This is a genomic window from Colwellia sp. MB3u-41 (assembly GCF_014076845.1).
Classification (GTDB): Bacteria; Pseudomonadota; Gammaproteobacteria; order Enterobacterales; family Alteromonadaceae; genus Colwellia_A.
Window position 1 is genome coordinate 1 of sequence record NZ_JACGUT010000081.1, and the last position, 17,903, is coordinate 17,903.

The following is a 17,903-nucleotide window of genomic DNA, read 5'->3' on the forward strand; positions in this document are numbered from 1 at the left end:
TTGCTGTCTGGCATTTCTGTAAATTTCTTTATTTTAAACTTGTCAGTATTACAGATAAAAAAGGGATAGCTTGCAATATCACATTTATTTTCAATGTAACGTGTGTATCAATGCGTAACTTGCTATTTTCTACACAATAAAATCATGTCTTTTCTTAGCCTAAAAGTTACAATATCGAAAAGTTTTAACAGGCAACACTGATGCGTTACTTAATATATATATATTTTCCCATATTACTCTGCTCATTCTCATTAAGTGCATACGAGTTTTTTCTCGAACGATCCCCTTTAATTAATCAGTTAGTTGATTTTAAAGCTAGCGAACTATGCAAAGTTTCTGAAAATACGCAATATTATTTACAAAACTTCACTGATGATAAATTTGCTGTTCACCCTGGCACGATATTCGTTAATAAAATTAGCATGAAAAATATTAAGAAAACGTTAGCGTTTATCTGTAAAATTTATCGTGAAGATGTTCGGGCAAACCGACAGAGCCGCTTACATGATATAAAGTTTATAAAACAAAACTTTGATTTTTATCGTTGGCTCCCTGATAAAAAAACAGCAGATACTATTGCAGCAAAAAGTACCAATGCGGTTAAAACTAGATTATTAAATGACATTCCCATAGATAAGATTTTTCTTACCAAATATTATACGAAGCTATTAGATGCAAGTCCGATAAAAACCGTAAAATACGTTCATGCTTTGTATGCTTTACCCTCTGACGAAGAAAGTCTCTCTATAGATCAAGCTGAAAGTATAAAAGATGAACTCATCCGATATAGATATAGTCGTCAAGAAGTTATGGCAGGTGCTTTGCTAGATAATAAATCAGTTAAACCGCTAATTTGGTTAACTGAAGAAGCACTTCATGATGTTTTACTGCAAGGTACGGGTGTCGTAAATGTAGGGGGGACAACTCGCTATTTTAATGTCCACCGTAATAATGGTGTTGACTATGATTATGCACTAGGTAAAAGAGAACAAGCAAGATACTGGTACTTTATCGAAGTGCCTAGCATAATGGGCTATGGTCAAAAACAAGAGAATAAAATAGCTATCAAATCTCAAGTAACTTTTGCGGGCAATGTAAAACAATTAGGCTTGGGGAAACTCTTTATGGTTAGCTATGAGCGTAATAATGTTAATATCTCACGTATAGGCGTATTAGCTGATCAGGGGGGCGCTTTTGACGGTAATTTATTTCAATTAGATATGTTGGTTGATAGCTATAAAGGCTGGAATGACTATTACCAAGCCAATAATCAGTTACCCGATTATGCTATGGCTTGGCTCATACTAGTTAAATAAATATTATGATTGAACGGCGTTGCAAATTGAAGATTTAAGCTCTTGATCAGTAATTAGATCAGCTTTATTTTTAGATTTCAAAAGTCTACTTGGGGTAGGTTGATAATCTAAATGTGCTTCAGTCAGTATTTGCTTTATTTTTGGTACATCCTCTTGGCGCATAGCATCGTTGAGGTCAGAAATAATCTTCTTTACCTCATTCCATGGCAGAGAACGTTCATTGGCACTAAGGATACGTTTATGTTGGGTCTTTTTAGCATTGTCATCAATCAGTAACTCCTCATAGAGCTTTTCACCAGGTCTTAATCCGCTAAATTTTATTTCTATATCACCCTTTGGATTTAATTTATCTTTAATGGTTAACCCCATCAAATGGGTCATCTTATAAGCTAAGTCAATTATCTTAACAGGTTTACCCATATCTAAAACAAATACATCTCCACCAGAGCCCATGGCACCTGCTTGCAAAACTAATTGTGCGGCTTCGGGGATAGTCATAAAATAACGAATGATATCAGGGTGAGTAATAGTAATTGGACCACCTTTCTTTATTTGCTTTTTAAATAAAGGAACAACGGATCCAGATGAACCTAATACATTACCAAATCTTACCATTACAAATCGCGTACTGTGATTTTGCTTCGCTAGGGCTTGTAGAACCAATTCAGCTAAACGCTTTGTTGCCCCCATTACATTGGTTGGGCGTACCGCTTTGTCAGTAGAAATGAGTACAAAGGTCTCAACTTCACAAAAAATAGCCGCCTGCGCTATTTCACTGGTACCCAATACATTATTAGTGACACCAGCAATAACATTATGTTCAACCATAGGAACATGTTTGTATGCAGCAGCATGATAAATAGTTTGTACTTGGTATTTATGAAAAATATGTTTCATTAACATACCATTTTGTACATTTCCAATGAGTGGCTCTACTATTAAATCATTTCGAGTTTCTGATAAGAATTCAGTTAACTCTTGGTGTATTTCGTAAAGAAAAGCTTCTGAAACATCAAGTAAAATAAGTGTTCTGGGTTTATGATGAGCAATTTGTCTACATAACTCTTTGCCTATTGAACCGCCTGCACCTGAAACCATGACAATTTTATCATTGATATTAGCGAATAATAGTTCTGGTATCGGCTCTACCGCTTTCCTACCCAATAACTCATCAACAGAGACTTCACGAAGTTCATCAATGGTTCGCTTACCAGAAACAATATCAGACATACTCGGTACAATTAAAAGTTCAAGTGCATGGGGTTCTAAAGAAGATACTATTTGTTTCAATCTAATAGGATCGACTTGAGGAATAGCAATGAGAACTTTAAATTGTCCATATTTTTTTATCAGTTGATTAACTTTAAAATGAGAATAGATCTTCAAACCTAATACTGTGCGCCCCTGATAGCGTTTCTTTTCATCAATGAATGCAAGAGGTTGGTATGTGCTCCCTAATGATAAGGCGTTAACTAATTGGCGACCTGTATTACTTGCTCCATAAATAACGACTCCTTCACGTTCATCGAACCACTTTTTGTGAACGATAATACCGACCAATGCTCTTGCACCTGCAATCATTATACTGGTCAAAACTAAGAAAACTATGGGAACCGAACGAGGAACAAAAGCACCAAAAACAATCCCAGAAAGATAGAATATTATGGTTGTTACTATTAGTAAACTTTGAACTTTTAAAAAGGATTTAGCGTTAAAATACCTAACAATAGAGCTATACATATCAAATGTATAAAATAAAACTAAGGTGCAAAGTGTAACAGTGGAAAATACAGCCATTTCAGGCCAAGAAATATGAATACCTTCAAAGCCCACACGAATAAAGTAGGAAAGAAAGAATGCCGAGCATATGGCAAATAAATCATAGGCTAATACGATTATTAACTTAAGGGACCCAGGAATTAAATCAATTCTTCTTACCATTACAACAACACCTTAGAATAACACTTTTATTATAACCTCAAGGATTAACAAATATTCTACAAGTTTTATTACAATTGTCATTAACTATTAACACATTTATTTGGTCATTTGTTCGATTTTGTCAAATACGGAAGTAAGTGTATGGCATGTTTTATCGATTTCTTGGCGTGTTAATGATGGATGAACTAAAAACATAAGGCTGTTTTCTCCAAGTAGCTGAGCATTCTTCAGAGGTTGAAGAGGCTTAAACTGGGTCTTGTCAAACGCTTTTTCTTTGTAAACCTCTGAACAACTTCCTGAGAAGCAAGGAACACCCTTACTTAAGATTGCATCAATTATTTTATCACGGGAATAATGAGATGGGAGCTTATCCATGTCTATCTGTATATAACATTTATAGTAGGCATGTTCTATATACCCAGGAACTTTAGGAACGATCAGCCAATTATATTTTTGGCATGTAGTACGAATTCTATAAGCATTATCTGTTCGTTTTTTTTGCCATTCTGGCATCCGTGTTAATTGAATTCTGCCAATTGCTGATTGCATTTCAGTTAAGCGCCAATTAGTACCAAATGATTCATGTAACCAACGAAATCCTGCTGGGTGTTCAGTTTCATATACTGCAGCATAAGATTTCCCATGATCTTTATAGGCCCAAGCTTTTCGCCAAAGTTGCTCATTGTTAGTAGTAAGCATGCCACCTTCGCCGCCAGTGGTCATTATCTTGTCTTGGCAAAAAGACCACGCCCCTATATGACCAATACTCCCTACAGGCTTACCTTTGTAGGTGGTTCCGTGAGCTTGTGCACAGTCTTCAATAACAGATAAATTATATTGCCCTGCTAAATGCATTATTTCATCCATTTCGCATGGCCAGCCAGCTAAATGAACACATATAATTGCTTTGGTTTTATTGCTGATTACTTCGGCAATAGTCCGGGCACTTATATTTTGGCTATTGAGCTCTACGTCAGCGAAAATCGGGGTAGCACCTGCATTTATTATGCTACTTATTGAAGCTATAAATGTACGGGAGGTTACAATGACTTCGTCACCTGCTTTAATATCCAATACTTTAAGAGCTAAATCTAGAGCAAGGGTACCATTGGCAACGGCTACTGCATATTTACTGTCACAGAACTGAGCAAACTCTTTCTCGAAAGCTTTACCTTCTTGCCCTGTCCAGTAATTTACCTTGTTAGAACGAAGAACAGCACTGACTGCATCAATTTCTTGTTCAGTAAAACTTGGCCACGGAGAAAAGGGTGTATTAAGCACGGAATATCCTATTAAATTTTGGTTAAAGAACGTACACGTTTTGCCGGTACACCTAAATAGAGTGAGTTGGCTTGTGTTGATTGGGTAACTACAGCGCCAGCACCAACTTGTGTATTATCTGCAAGGGTTATGCATTCAACGATAGTACTACCAATGCCAATCCAAGAAAGTTGCGCTATATGAACGCCTCCTGCGATATTGACGCCCGGTGACACATGTACGCATTGATGAAGTTCACAATCATGATCAACGGTAGCACCAGTATTAATAATACAGCCGTCAGCAATACTTGCACCTATGTTTATCACTGCGTTAGCAAATACTACAACGCCTTTACCAATGAAGGTATGTGGACTTACTGCTGCTGTTGGATGAATAAGAGAAACAATATTAGCTTTTGCTTGTTTTAGCTGTGTAAGGATCTTTTTACGTAAACGGTTATCACCAATTGCAACAACAAAATCGGCTTCATCAATATATTGTGGAAAGTCTTTCGCTGAACCAATGACTTGCCACTCGCTGTTTTCTTTACGCTCATAAAAGCAGTCATCTAAAAAAACAATTTGGCTATATTTACCTTGTTGCTGTGCACAATCAGCAACTACTCTGCCATGTCCGCCAGCACCAATAATGATCAATTTTTTCATGATTTATTCCCTGTGAATTTTTTCATGGTAGCCTCACCCGCAGCATTAATATCGCTACGTGCAAAAACTTTTTTCACCGTTAAATAAAGGATTTTTATATCTAACCAAAAAGACTGATTATCGACATACCAGACATCGAGCTCAAACTTTTTTTCCCAGCTAATAGCGTTACGACCATTAACTTGTGCCCAACCAGTGATACCTGGTTTTACATCATGTCGACGGGATTGTACTTTGGAATATAAGGGTAAGTATTCTACAAGTAGTGGTCTTGGGCCAACTAAACTCATATTACCTATCAATACATTCCACAGACCAGGAAGTTCGTCAAGACTCGTATTACGTAGCTTTTCACCAAAGGGTGCAAGGCGCTCGCTATCAGGTAAAGACTGGCCATGTTGATCAATTGCATCTCGCATAGAACGAAATTTAATTATTTCAAATATCTTGCCATGTAAACCAGGACGTTTTTGTTTGAATAGTACCGGTCTGCCAAGTTTTATTGCAACAATAACGCTCAAAACAATGATTACTGGAGCAAATATCAGTAATGCATTAGCAGAACAAATTCTATCAATTAGTGATTTTATCATTTTATTCATGTAGGGTATTGAGTAATAGCAAGTTTCAATTAATTTATCATAGCTATTGTATATCTGCAGGACAATCTTTATCTTTTTTTAAGCAAGCTAAGTCTACTTTCCTAAAATTGAAAAAAAGGTATGATTAAAACGAAAGTAGGGTTGATTTGTGAGTTTTGAGAAAAAAAATATAATTAAAAATTTCACCTATTTAGTTATAACTAAAGGGGGGGACTTTATCGTTCCAATTGTGCTTTTACCCTATTTGGTTAATGTTTTGGGACTGACACAGTTTGGTTTATTATCCTTTGCTCTAGCAATCGGTGTTTATTTTAGCTCAATGATGCAGTATGGCTATAATATAAGTGCTGTACGCACTATTGCACGCGTTCGTGATGACCCTTCACAATTAACTATATCATTTAGTGAACTACTCATATCATCAATTTTAATTTGCGTACTCTTTTCAGTTTGCTACCTATTTATGTTTTTCATTGATGCTATATACAATGAATATTTATTGTATCTAAGTGTACTTTTTTTTGTTTTGATGCAATCACTTTTCCCTGCTTGGTTGTTTCAAGGGCTTGAAAAAATGCATTTTATTGCGGTTAGCAATAGTTTGTGTAAATTTTTATATTTATGTAGTGTTCTTTATTGGGTTAATAATCCGGATGACACTTATTTAGTACCTTTTTTACAAGGACTTAGCTGGCTTATTGCTTTAGTTATTTCAGTAGTGATAATTTATAAGAATAAGTTGGTCAGGGTTGTAATGCCTTCTTTTAAAGGTGTTATAGAAACGTACAAACAAGGCTGGCCTGCATTTGTAACGCAATTTTCTCCAACACTCTACTCGAATAGTATGACGTTTATTTTAGGCGTTTTCCATGGCAATACAGTCGTTGGTTTATATAGTGCAGCGGTAAGAGTGATTGAAATAATTAATGCCATTGCTTTTTTATTGGTAAATGCCGCTTTACCACTTTTATCGAGAAATATTGAATTACACAAGTGGTTAAAAAACATGATGGTAATTACAGGCATAATACTTTGCTTTTTTGTCATGTTTGGTTCCGCATGGTTTGTGCCAGTGCTTTTTCCTGACGAAAGAGGCAAAGTACTAGAATTAGTCCAATTAGCTTCTCTAATGATCCCTTTTGTTTTTATTAGGTTAGCATGTGGCCCTGCATATTTAATGTTGGTAGGGGCGGAAAAAATCTATCAACGCATTGTTTTGTTTACATCCTTAAGTGGCTTTATTGCAGCATGGCTAGTTATTCCACAATGGCAAATAAAAGGTGCTATTTACGTTATGTTAGCTACAACGGTAATTATGATGCTGATGACTTATTTGGCATTTAAAAATTTTGAGAACCGTAAAAAGGTAGAAAAAACATGAAAGTAGCTTTACTTGGTGATATTGGTTTATTTGGTCGCTATGCGCTTGAAAATAATGATTCGATATTTGAGTACTTTAGTAAAGTAGCAAAATATTTAGAACAATTTGATTATGTAGTAGGTAATTTAGAGCTACCATTTTTAGCCGAAGGTAATGCTATAGGGGCAAAATCGGCGTATTTAAAGTCGTCGCCCAAGAATGTCGAACTGCTGAAATACTTGAATATAAATGTTGTAACCTTAGCGAATAATCATATTTATGATTATGGTAAAAAAGGACTCGATTCCACTATTTCATTGCTTGATAGTCATGATATTAAATATTTTGGCGTAAATGATAAGGATTTATTGCTTAGCGATGCTAAAATTGCCTTACATGGTTATTGTTGTTATTCAACTAATCCTTACGGTTTAAATAAAGGCGTTAATAAGCTTAATGTCGCAGCAGTAGACGAAAAATTAGCCCTGTATTCTCAACAAGGTTATCTTAATATCATTAGTGTTCATGCTGGACTTGAACATGTCAATTTCCCCGCTTATCACGACGTTAAGATGGCCCGCCAACTTAGTAACACCTGCCCTTATATATATTATGGTCACCACCCTCATGTGTTGCAGGGTATAGAAAAGCATAACGACTCCTTACTGGCATATAGTTTAGGAAATTTTTGTTTTGATGATGTGTATACGGATAAATCTTCTCACCCATTGGTGAAACAAAATGAAAATAATAAAACATCGAGTATTGTTGTATTAGACATTGTTGATGGAAAGTTGATTTCTCATGATGTAGTGAGTTTGTATATGGCTGAAGATGAAATGAAAGTCGGCTCTTTAGACATAAAGTCAATATTGAAAAATTATACTGATTTTTTACAAACAGATAGAACTAGTTACGTACAAGAAAGAAATAAATTACTGACAACTTATATCGATGGTAGAAAGTCGATGCGCGACTTTCAGTGGTATGTAAAACGATTGAATTATCGCAGTGTCATTATTCTCTTACGAGCTAGATATAATGCTTGGTTACATAAACGTAATGTTTTGAATTACTTGCGTTTTAATGATGACTGATAATGCAAAGAATATCAGGCGGTTAATTGTCTTTGGTTTAGTTATATCAACCTTTACGCAATTACGGTTTTCTTTCCTTGGCGTCGGCGAACTTATTTTTTTAATGTTAGGCGGTATCGCATTAATTCAATTATGGGATATGCCGGGATATAAGCATTACTTATTTTCAAAATTTTGGTTTTTTTACCTAATTTTATCCGTAATTGGCGGACTTTATAATCGTGCCGTTTATCTTAATACCGGCACTTTGGTTGGCACAATATTCGACTTCGCGGCCTACTTCATGCTATTGATTAGTTGCTTAAGTATAGAAAAGCGTTTTTTGATGTATCAAGATAATGCTTATTTGTATATCAAAGCGATATTTTATTTTTTCATTTGTTTTCTCAGTTTTTTTTATTTTTTAAGTTTTTTTACCAGTTCAATCGCTGGATTACAAATTAAGTATTATCAGTATTTTGCACCGCTGGTAAAAAACTTACACCAAGTGGCAATGGTGTTAACTCCCATGCCATTTATTGGTCTGTTGCTCTTGAAACGCGAAAAGAAACTCATGATGAAGGCAATAGTAATTGTACTCATTGCTTTGTCGGTTTTAATGATTTTTGAAACGGGTGCAAGTAAAGCCATATTGGGGGTAATATTAGGTCTTTTAGGCTACAGCATTGCTCAAGTATATCGTTACAGTGTTGTGTATTCGGTTATTTTAACGATCATTGTCTTTAGTATTTTAGCTGTGTTTTTTACCTTTTTTGTCGATATTTCTACTTTTTTCACAGAGCTGTTTAACCAGCATGACGGCAAGGGAGGACGTGCAGATCTTTATGGAGCGGCAATTGAGCTAATTAAAGAATCCTGGTTGCTTGGTCGAGGCACAGGGCCTCATATTTTTTACCTAGGCGAATATAACGATAGTCATCAAACTTTGTTGACGGTTTTACTACAAGTGGGCATTGTCGGGTTTTTTTTATTAATACATTTGTTATTTAAAATTTTCCATAAAGCGTTTTATTATGAGCCAGCAGTGTTTGCGGCCATTTTATCTATTATGTCTTATGCTGCCGGAGGAGATATTTTAAGGCGTTTGCCGATTTGGGGACTATTAATTATTTTATTTTATATTGCATTACAGAGCCAAGAAAACCTGCTGAAGAGAAAAAAACCATGAGCTTCAAAAATAAATTTTTAGAATTACTACCTGTTTTTGTACAAGATATTATTATCAGTTTTTATGGCTATATATTAATAAAGCAACGTTATGGTGATGAATATTATCAATACCGAAACAGCTTATTAGAGCAAGAATCTAAGTCATCTGCTGATTTATTGGTTGAGCAAAATATCTTACTTGATGACTTTGTTCGTTTTTCCTATGAAAATAGCAAATTTTATCAATCACTTTATAAGAAAGTTGATTTTGACCAAGCTATTACCTTAGAGTCATTAGCTGAACTCCCTATAGTAACGAAAGAAATGTTGAGAACTAACCTTGATGATGTTTACACCATTGACTGTGACCAAGGCATTTCCTCATTTACGGGGGGAACAACAGGTAAATCTTTGCAAGTTGTTTTTACTAAAGAAGACTTTCAAAAAAGAATGGCCTACCTCGACGCTTATAAAATTAGACTGGGCATTGACCCTTTTGAAAGTAAAAAAGCGACTTTTAGTGGGCGTGAATTTACGCGAGGTTGGGCAACATCTTTCACTAACAAGTTTTGGCGAAATAATTGGGCTTATAAGCAACGCTTGTATTCGACCTTCGACATGGTTGAAGGCAACTTACCTTTTTACGTGCAAGACCTAAATCGCTATAAGCCAGAGGTGATCAATGGTTTTGTATCGGCGATATTCCAGTTAGCAAAATTCATCGAGCAAAAGCAATTAACCTTAGATTTTCAAGTTAAAGCAATATTTACCACTTCAGAAACTTTACTACCTTTTCATCGAGAATTAATTGAAAGGGTTTTTAAATGCCCTGTTTACAATCAATACGCCTCAGCTGAAGGGGCACCTTTTATTACGGAATGTTCGGCTGGAAGTTTACATTATAATACTGATACAGGTGTAATTGAGGTGATTGAAACTAATGCTGGAACAGAGATGTTAGTTACCTCATTTACGACGCATGGCACGCCACTGATAAGATATAAAATTGGTGATTTAATTAAATTTAAAACAGGTGAGTGTCGTTGCGGTTCATTGCACCCCCTCGTTGATTCAATAGATGGGCGTCAAGTTGAATTTTTAATTTCTAAGCAATATGGTCATGTGTCTTTGAGTCATTTAGCTGATGTAATAAAAGGGCTTCCTAATTGTGTTATAAATGTTCAATTCCAACAGCATAAAGTTGATCTTATTGAGGTGCTGTTAAATGTGGATCAAACCTTATATGACCAAGAAGCAGAAGATAAAATAGCTAAAGCGTTAATGCATAGGTTCGGCAAAGATACAGAGTTTATCTTTAAGTTAGTGGGCCATATTCCGAAAGAAAGTAGTGGTAAGTTCTCCTTAATTAAAAACTTTATCAAATGAAAATACTTATCATTGGCGCTTACCCTCAATCTATAATTAGTTTTAGAGGGCAATTGATCAAAGATTTAGTTAGAAAAGGGCATGATGTAACGGTCATGACCGCAGAGGCTGACGACAGTGTTGTTAAGGACGTTAGGGAACTAGGTGCAAAATTTTGTTCGTATAGCGTACAAAGAAACGGCTTGAACCCTTTAGCTGATTTACAAACGTTTCTCCAGCTTAAAAAATTAATAAAATTCTATCAGCCAGATAAAATCTTAGCCTACACCATAAAGCCTATAATATGGGGAGGAATCGCTGCAAAATTCATAAAAAATGTTGATTTTTTCCCAATGATTACAGGGCTTGGCTATGCCTTTTCTACAGATACATTCAAGCGAACAGTTGTTAATTTCATCGCAAAAAATCTTTATCGACTTGCTTTAACTGACGCAAAGGCCGTTATTTTTCAAAATAACGATAATATGAATACTTTTGTTGAAAATGGTTTGATAAGTGGTCAAAAATGTCACCGTGTATATGGCTCAGGTGTAGATATCGATTTATTTGAACGATATCCCTTACCAAATAAAGAAATTACTTTTTTACTTATTGCACGTCTATTGGGTGATAAAGGTATTCGGGAATATGCTGAAGCGGCAGAAAGAATTAAATTAATTTATCCCAAGGTTAACTTTGAGCTGCTTGGGCCATACGATTCTTCTCCTGATGCCATCTCTGAAACAGAAATAAATAACTGGCATCACAATAATATAATTAACTATTTAGGTGAAACAAAAAATGTATTACCTTTCATAAAAAATTGTCATATATTCACTTTACCCTCTTATCATGAGGGACTACCAAGAACCACATTAGAAGCTATGGCTGTTGGCAGGCCAATATTAACGACAGACACTTCTGGGTGTAGAGATACAGTCATTGAAAGAAAAAATGGCTTTCTTGTTCCAATTAAGGATAGTGAAGCACTTTTTCAGAAAATGAAATGGTTTATTGAGCAGCCAGAGTCATGGGAAAAGATGGCAGTTGAAAGCAGAAAGTTAGTTTGTGAATATTTTGATGTAAAAAAAGTGAATTCATCTATTTTGAAAATATTAAATTTATAACCTTTGATCTACATCAAATACAAACAAAAGACTTAATGATAATCGTTTGCATTAAGTTTTATTTGTATGTATCATCACCTCAATTAAAATTATCTCTCTACAAACTTTGACGGACATGAAATCCATGATGAAGAAAACCTTAATTGCTTCGGCACTTGTTGGATTATTTACTAGTTCGGCTGTTCTTGCAAATAACGATACTGAAGAATTACGTAAAGTTATTGCACAGCAACAAAAAGTATTAAAAAACTTAGAAGAACGTTTAGACGAAACAGAGCAACGTCTTGAGGCTACTGCTGACCAAGTTGAATCAAGCTCGACGGCAAGCTCATTTGCTAAAACGACCATTGGTGGCTATGGCGAATTACATTACAACAACTACGAAGATAAAGATGCAAAAGTTGATTTTCATCGCTTTGTTTTGTTTTTTGGCCATGAGTTTACAAACAAATTACGTTTTTTCTCTGAGTTTGAATTAGAGCATAGCATCGCTGGTGAAGGGCAAGATGGTGAAGTTGAGCTAGAGCAAGCTTATGTAGAGTATGACTACAGCGATACAATAACAACCAAAACAGGCTTATTTTTAGTGCCTGTAGGTATTATTAATGAAACGCATGAGCCGCCAACTTTTTACGGTGTTGAGCGCAACGGCGTTGAAAAGAATATTATCCCAGCCACTTGGTGGGAAGCGGGTGTTGCAGGGAATTTTAAATTAGCTCCAGGCTTAGCCGTTGATGCTGCTATAACAAGTGGTTTAAATGTAGGGAATGATTATAAAATCAGAGGCGGACGTCAAAAAGTTTCTAACGCTTCAGCTGAAAACTTAGCCTACACTGGTCGTATTAAATATACCGCTATTCCAGGATTAGAGTTAGCGGCAACTGTTCAGTATCAAACAGATTTGACTCAAAGTGCTGCTGGTGTTGACGATGCTGCTGCGACATTAATTGAAGCTCATGCTATTTATCAAGTTAATAACTTCACGGTTCGTGCTTTGTATGCAACCTGGAATATTGACGGTGATGAAGCCAAAGCTTTAGGTCGTGATGAGCAAACAGGTTGGTATATTGAACCTTCATATATGTTAAATGAAGACGTTGGCGCTTTTGCTCGTTATGCTCAATACAACAATGAAGCAGGGCTAAGTGGCTCTGATGCTGTTGAATCTACAAGTGTTGGTGTTAACTACTACTTGCATGAAAATGTTGTATTAAAAGCAGATTATGAAGAATTGGGTGGGTCGAAAGACTCAAAAGGTTTTAACTTAGGTTTTGGCTACCAGTTTTAATTTTACTTACTTTATGTAAATTTGCGTTAGGTCATAGTACACAAGGAAGTGAATGGATATTATATGTCCATTCACTTTTGTGCTTTAAACTATCTTTACTATAAGAGGTGACATGTGGTTAAAATTATATTCACTTTACTCGTCATGTTTAGCGTGGCAACACAAGTATCAGCGAACGGTACTTACCAAACCTCAAAACAGTTTGTTAGCACCTCCTTTCAGGGTGAAGTGCCAAAATCTAAAGCTTTATGGTTATCAGCAGACGACAAGCTCGTTATTAGTGAAATTATGAGCCACGAGTATAGCCGTTTACGTTTAAAGTATTGGCAGCAAGCAAGTGAAACGGTGTGGGTACTTGAAGAGATAGGAAAAGAAAAACCTATTACTATTGGAGTGCACATTAATAATGAGCAAATTGTCGATGTTAAAGTTCTGGCTTATCGCGAATCTCGTGGTGACGAAGTACGACATGACTTTTTTACTAATCAATTTAAATCAGCATCTTTAACCAAAGAAAACATGCTTAATCAACATATTGATGGTATAACAGGCGCAACCATGTCAGTACGAGCGCTTACTAAAGTTGCACGGTTGGCACTTTGGTTAAATAAAAAGGTAAAAGTTTAATATTTTTGCCCATCATAATTTTATTTAGATAGGTTTAATTCACATCCCAATGATTAAGAATAAATCAGCACAAGCAATAGGTAATCGCCTTATTCGCCATTTACGAAAATGGCACCGTCGACTAGGTATCTTTGCCGCTTTCTTTCTTATTTTTCTCTCTATTTCGGGTATTGCCTTAAATCACACCACCGCATTTTCTTTATCACAGCATTCGATTACGAGTACTATACTGCTTAATCATTATGGTATTAAACCACCGACTGACGTTCGTTTTTATCAACAAAAAGAATGGTTAGTCACTAACCAACTTGTTTGGTTAGGTGATAAATTGGTTTTTCAAAGTGATAACCCTATTATCGGTATTAGCACTTTTCAATCATATCGCTTGGTCGTTACCACAAAGCAATTGGTCATTTTTACCGAAAAGGGCGACCTTGTTGATAAAATGGACAGTTCAAGTGATTTACCCATTCCAATCTCAGCATTTAGCGTTACAGACGAACGGCTCATTTTAAATACACCACAAGGCTACTATCAAGGAGACAGTGACTTTTTTGAGTGGCAAATAATCAATACATTAATTGAACCTACTTGGGTTAATAATACTCCCCCAGCAAAGCATGAGTTAACCATTGCCAATAGGCAGTTTCAGTCACAGTTTTTGAACTGGGAGCGCGTGATACTTGATGCACACTCAGGACGACTATTTGGTAATCTCGGCGTATGGTTTATGGATATTGTCGCTTTTATGCTTATTTTACTTTCAGTGAGTGGCATTTATATCTGGTTAAGGTATAAAAATAAGAAACGCTAATTCTCAATTTTTTATCGGCTATCGGCTTTTTAAAGCAGAAGTAGTTCATCATTTATCAGCCGCATACTTCGTTTAAAAAAACGCTCTAGTTAACCGTATTGAGTAACGCTATTAATTCTTGTTCATACTTTGTTTTCTTGCTTTGAGAGAAGCCTACATGAGCACTAACAACCTTTCCTGAACGGTCTATTATGTAGCTACTTGGCATACCTTTTAGCTTATATTGTCGAGCAACTTTTCCTTTTGGGTCATAAAAAACCGTAAAGTTAGTGGGGATTTCAGCAAGAAATTTATCTGCTAGAGCTTTGTTGTTATCAACGTTTACACTGATGATAACTAAGCCTTGTTGTTGATATTTATCTTGTATGTTGTTCATCCAAGGAAATGATTTTCGACAAGGACCACACCAAGATGCCCAGAAATCTACATAAATAACTTTTCCTTTATGAGAAGAAATTAACGTCTCAAAATTTTGTAATACATTCTTTTCAGCTGATGTCTCAGCAAAACTTACGTTTGATAAACAGAGACTAGTGATGAAAATGAATAACAGGGTAACTAACTTTTTAATCATCATAATATTTTACTTAAATAGATTTTTTCTTATTAAAGCATGAATATTTCATTGGGTGAAGTTATGGTTGATTATAAAAACGATAGTTGTATTTTTACTTATTAGTAGGGTAAATTGCAGCGTATACTTTACCCATAGAGCAATTTTATGAAAATACTGTTACCAACAAACGCTTTGTTTGTTTTTTTGATTTTATCATCAAGCATAGCAAGTGCTTCACAGGATAATAACTCAGACAAACTTGAGCATGATAAGTGGCTAAAATTGCGTTTTAGTGCCCAGCATGAACGTTTAATACCTATCGTTGCAGTGGCTGATATGTTTTTTGCTTGTGACAAAGCTAAAAACAGCGGTAATGCCAATTATCAGGTGAAAGAGCTTGTCGAGGATATGGATCGTGATTTACTGGCAGAAAAATTAATAACTTGTTTAGCGGGCGCGGCAACAAAATCAGATATCGCGTTGAATTACGGTTTGCAGGGGTGTTTTTCTGAGCAGCTGTCAGGTTTACCGCAACAACAAAAATTAGAGAGAATGGCAATTGTAACGGCTAGTATCTCATCATTAAGTCGTGAAGAAAGGCAAAAAAGTTTTTCTAAGTGCGTCACAGATCAAACCATCAGCTATTTAAAGTAAGGGCGTTCACCGCAGTAACTGCTGTTGAGTAAAACACAGTCGTTACTTATGCTTGTGAAAATACATTATTTATCAATTGAGGCATTAACCCGTTTAACTCTGGTGAATTTAAGCTCCTTGGATTTATTTAGGCTGGCGACTAATTCTCGCGTAATGCTCTAAAACCTAAATAATTAGAACGAAATCCTGAAGATAACTCTAAACGTACTGAGGTACGGGCTAATTTAGGGGCAAAGTTCCAAGCACCGCCACGAGCTACAACTTTATCGCCATTCGTTAGCTCCCAAACATTACCTACTGTGTCATATAAACCTAATTTATTGGCTCTAAACGATTTTACTGGCGCTGTGCTACGGTTTGACCATTTACTACCACAATAGGCACAATTCGCCTTACCATTGCCAATGTCATTACCCCACCAGTAATTTTCTACACTGCCGGCGCGAGCAACATATTCCCACTCCATTTCATTAGGTAAACGATATTCACGTTCTGTTTGCTTTGATAACCAAGTTAAATAAGCTTTGCTATCAATATCGCTAACACATACAACAGGATGATCATCTGCTTGGCTGAAACCTGGGTTGCGCCAGTTTAATACATTATTATATTTTGGTTCGCCGTCAATAAAAGCAGCACAGCCATTGGTACTTTCAGCTTCTGTTACATAATTTGTTTCTTTAACGAATCGCTTGAAGTCACCTACCGTGATTTGGTTTTGGCCAATGGCGAATGCTTTTAAAATTTGTTCGCCACGAGCAGGTTTCTCGTTGCTTAAACCCGCACCTTTCATATCACCCATTTGAAAACGACCAGCAGGTACACCGATTAATTCTGGTCCTAATTCATTACCAGGCAAAATATCTTGAATTTTTTCACCATTAGCTAGGTTGATCGCCGCTTTTAAGAGCTCTACTTTAATGAGCGTGTTTTTTGATAAACGAATCTGTTGTTGATAATCACTGTAACCTGGCTTGGTCACATTAACATCATGATGACCCGCTGAAAGCATCACAGAAAGTTTTGTTGAGCCGTAGCTTACGCCATCAATAAAAACTTCATCGTCGTACTGATCAGAACGAACGGTTAATTCATACATTAAGGTATCATCACTAAGACCAGCTGCTTGCTGAGAGTTTGCTGTTTCATCAACAACAGGGATCGACGGTTGACCTTCTTGATAACCACAATAACGCGCAGAAATATTCAATAACACACAGGCTTCGTTATTCGGTAAAGAGCCTTGCATTTCAACAATAATAGTTGTGCCGTAGTTACCTTGACCACTAAACTCACCCGCTTTAACTTTATGTTTTACTAAGCGAACTTGCGCAGCAGAATCTTTTTTGTATTGATTAATCAAACTTGATTCAGTTGCAACATTAAACAATTTATCTAAAAATGTTTTTGATGCTTTTTGTTTGGCTAAACGATTACCACGGGTAATACATTTATTAAGAGTCTCTTGAGTGTCACAGGTAACAACTTGGTAAACTTCGAGTTCATCTTGTTTTTCAAACTCACGACGTAAGCGCTTAACTCGGGCAATACGAATTTCTTCAATTAAAGCTTCACGGTTGTTTGCAAGAGTAAAGCGGTCAATGTTTGCTTTTGCTAGTTCAGTTTTAGCGTCAGACAAATTAGTGACACTTGCTTTAATAGCATTTTTATTTTGTGTTTGATTGATAATAGATTGACGATAATCATTCTGTGATTGTGCTATATCTTGCTCTGGGTTATCAACCATCGACTCATATTGCTCATTCATATTAAGCAACGCTTCTTGGCGAAGCGTTTGTAATACTTTACCTTGTGCACGTAAGCGGGTTAATCGATCTTCTTCTGCCGTAACTTGTGCATTCAAATCTTCTAAAGCAGTGATAAAAGCACTGTACTGAGTTTCTTTATTACTTAATTCAATTTCTAAACTTTCAACCGTTGTACTTTTGGATGAAGTGGTTTCAAAAGCATGAGTAAACGAACTTAATGAAAGACAACTTATGGTAAGAGCGAGTAAAGCCAAGCGCATGTTTAATATTCCCAAACAATAGAAGTTAATCGTAAATTCAAAAAATTACC

16 protein-coding genes are annotated in these 17,903 nt (G+C 35.9%); 10 read left to right on the top strand and 6 right to left on the bottom strand.

The features are described from left to right. Positions 1-200: 200 nt before the first annotated feature. Complete coding sequence (locus H4J73_RS13440) at positions 201-1,316, top strand: MltA domain-containing protein (protein ID WP_182181510.1); 1,116 nt, start codon at positions 201-203, stop codon at positions 1,314-1,316. Positions 1,317-1,319: 3 nt separating this feature from the next. Here the strand turns inward: H4J73_RS13440 and H4J73_RS13445 are convergent, their stop codons facing one another. The 4 genes from H4J73_RS13445 to H4J73_RS13460 all read right to left on the bottom strand — a co-directional run bounded on the left by H4J73_RS13445 (position 1,320) and on the right by H4J73_RS13460 (position 5,778). Beyond that, positions 1,320-3,257: a nucleoside-diphosphate sugar epimerase/dehydratase gene (locus H4J73_RS13445; protein WP_182181509.1), complete on the bottom strand. Its 1,938-nt coding sequence runs from the start codon at positions 3,255-3,257 to the stop codon at positions 1,320-1,322. A gap of 96 nt (positions 3,258-3,353) precedes the next feature. After that, positions 3,354-4,538 carry a DegT/DnrJ/EryC1/StrS aminotransferase family protein gene (locus H4J73_RS13450; protein WP_182181508.1) on the bottom strand — a complete coding sequence of 395 codons (1,185 nt, stop codon included), beginning with the start codon at positions 4,536-4,538 and terminating at the stop codon, positions 3,354-3,356. Between the two features lie 11 nt (positions 4,539-4,549). Further along, positions 4,550-5,185, bottom strand: coding sequence for an acetyltransferase (locus H4J73_RS13455; RefSeq protein ID WP_182181507.1), 636 nt, complete (start codon positions 5,183-5,185; stop codon positions 4,550-4,552). Further along, the gene (locus tag H4J73_RS13460) at positions 5,182-5,778 is read right to left on the bottom strand and encodes a sugar transferase (RefSeq protein WP_310649627.1); all 597 of its coding nucleotides are present in this window, start codon (positions 5,776-5,778) and stop codon (positions 5,182-5,184) included. Before H4J73_RS13460 ends, H4J73_RS13455 begins: the two co-directional genes overlap by 4 nt. A gap of 157 nt (positions 5,779-5,935) precedes the next feature. Between H4J73_RS13460 and H4J73_RS13465 the strand changes: the two genes are divergently transcribed. The 8 genes from H4J73_RS13465 to H4J73_RS13500 all read left to right on the top strand — a co-directional run bounded on the left by H4J73_RS13465 (position 5,936) and on the right by H4J73_RS13500 (position 14,614). Further along, complete coding sequence (locus tag H4J73_RS13465) at positions 5,936-7,168, top strand: oligosaccharide flippase family protein (RefSeq protein WP_182181505.1); 1,233 nt, start codon at positions 5,936-5,938, stop codon at positions 7,166-7,168. Continuing rightward, positions 7,165-8,244 carry a CapA family protein gene (locus H4J73_RS13470; RefSeq protein ID WP_182181504.1) on the top strand — a complete coding sequence of 360 codons (1,080 nt, stop codon included), beginning with the start codon at positions 7,165-7,167 and terminating at the stop codon, positions 8,242-8,244. Before H4J73_RS13465 ends, H4J73_RS13470 begins: the two co-directional genes overlap by 4 nt. A gap of 325 nt (positions 8,245-8,569) precedes the next feature. Beyond that, a complete protein-coding gene (locus H4J73_RS13475; RefSeq protein WP_182181503.1) occupies positions 8,570-9,412 on the top strand; it encodes an O-antigen ligase in 843 nt (280 codons plus the stop codon). Next, positions 9,409-10,779, top strand: a complete 1,371-nt coding sequence (locus H4J73_RS13480; protein WP_182181502.1) for a phenylacetate--CoA ligase family protein — start codon at positions 9,409-9,411, stop codon at positions 10,777-10,779. The genes H4J73_RS13475 and H4J73_RS13480 overlap by 4 nt, the downstream gene beginning before the upstream one ends. Then, complete coding sequence (locus H4J73_RS13485) at positions 10,776-11,885, top strand: glycosyltransferase family 4 protein (protein WP_182181501.1); 1,110 nt, start codon at positions 10,776-10,778, stop codon at positions 11,883-11,885. Before H4J73_RS13480 ends, H4J73_RS13485 begins: the two co-directional genes overlap by 4 nt. A gap of 127 nt (positions 11,886-12,012) precedes the next feature. Then, complete coding sequence (locus tag H4J73_RS13490) at positions 12,013-13,173, top strand: porin (RefSeq protein ID WP_182223818.1); 1,161 nt, start codon at positions 12,013-12,015, stop codon at positions 13,171-13,173. A gap of 114 nt (positions 13,174-13,287) precedes the next feature. After that, the gene (locus H4J73_RS13495; RefSeq protein ID WP_310649693.1) at positions 13,288-13,800 is read left to right on the top strand and encodes an FMN-binding protein; all 513 of its coding nucleotides are present in this window, start codon (positions 13,288-13,290) and stop codon (positions 13,798-13,800) included. A gap of 49 nt (positions 13,801-13,849) precedes the next feature. Next, a complete protein-coding gene (locus H4J73_RS13500; protein ID WP_182223815.1) occupies positions 13,850-14,614 on the top strand; it encodes a PepSY-associated TM helix domain-containing protein in 765 nt (254 codons plus the stop codon). Positions 14,615-14,699: 85 nt separating this feature from the next. Here H4J73_RS13500 and H4J73_RS13505 read toward each other — a convergent pair whose 3' ends face one another. Beyond that, positions 14,700-15,185: a TlpA disulfide reductase family protein gene (locus tag H4J73_RS13505; protein ID WP_404851961.1), complete on the bottom strand. Its 486-nt coding sequence runs from the start codon at positions 15,183-15,185 to the stop codon at positions 14,700-14,702. Positions 15,186-15,335: 150 nt separating this feature from the next. Between H4J73_RS13505 and H4J73_RS13510 the strand changes: the two genes are divergently transcribed. Further along, positions 15,336-15,824 carry a hypothetical protein gene (locus H4J73_RS13510; protein WP_182181498.1) on the top strand — a complete coding sequence of 163 codons (489 nt, stop codon included), beginning with the start codon at positions 15,336-15,338 and terminating at the stop codon, positions 15,822-15,824. A gap of 139 nt (positions 15,825-15,963) precedes the next feature. Here the strand turns inward: H4J73_RS13510 and H4J73_RS13515 are convergent, their stop codons facing one another. Further along, positions 15,964-17,853, bottom strand: a complete 1,890-nt coding sequence (locus tag H4J73_RS13515) for a formylglycine-generating enzyme family protein (protein WP_182181497.1) — start codon at positions 17,851-17,853, stop codon at positions 15,964-15,966. Between the last annotated feature and the right edge of the window lie 50 nt (positions 17,854-17,903).

Coding starts and splice junctions, on each gene's coding strand:
- H4J73_RS13440 (WP_182181510.1), top strand. CDS start 201: ATGCGTTACTTAATATATATATATTTTCCCATATTACTCTGCTCATTC.
- H4J73_RS13445 (WP_182181509.1), bottom strand. CDS start 3,257: ATGGTAAGAAGAATTGATTTAATTCCTGGGTCCCTTAAGTTAATAATC.
- H4J73_RS13455 (WP_182181507.1), bottom strand. CDS start 5,185: ATGAAAAAATTGATCATTATTGGTGCTGGCGGACATGGCAGAGTAGTT.
- H4J73_RS13460 (WP_310649627.1), bottom strand. CDS start 5,778: ATGATAAAATCACTAATTGATAGAATTTGTTCTGCTAATGCATTACTG.
- H4J73_RS13470 (WP_182181504.1), top strand. CDS start 7,165: ATGAAAGTAGCTTTACTTGGTGATATTGGTTTATTTGGTCGCTATGCG.
- H4J73_RS13475 (WP_182181503.1), top strand. CDS start 8,570: ATGTATCAAGATAATGCTTATTTGTATATCAAAGCGATATTTTATTTT.
- H4J73_RS13480 (WP_182181502.1), top strand. CDS start 9,409: ATGAGCTTCAAAAATAAATTTTTAGAATTACTACCTGTTTTTGTACAA.
- H4J73_RS13485 (WP_182181501.1), top strand. CDS start 10,776: ATGAAAATACTTATCATTGGCGCTTACCCTCAATCTATAATTAGTTTT.
- H4J73_RS13490 (WP_182223818.1), top strand. CDS start 12,013: ATGAAGAAAACCTTAATTGCTTCGGCACTTGTTGGATTATTTACTAGT.
- H4J73_RS13500 (WP_182223815.1), top strand. CDS start 13,850: ATGATTAAGAATAAATCAGCACAAGCAATAGGTAATCGCCTTATTCGC.
- H4J73_RS13510 (WP_182181498.1), top strand. CDS start 15,336: ATGAAAATACTGTTACCAACAAACGCTTTGTTTGTTTTTTTGATTTTA.
- H4J73_RS13515 (WP_182181497.1), bottom strand. CDS start 17,853: ATGCGCTTGGCTTTACTCGCTCTTACCATAAGTTGTCTTTCATTAAGT.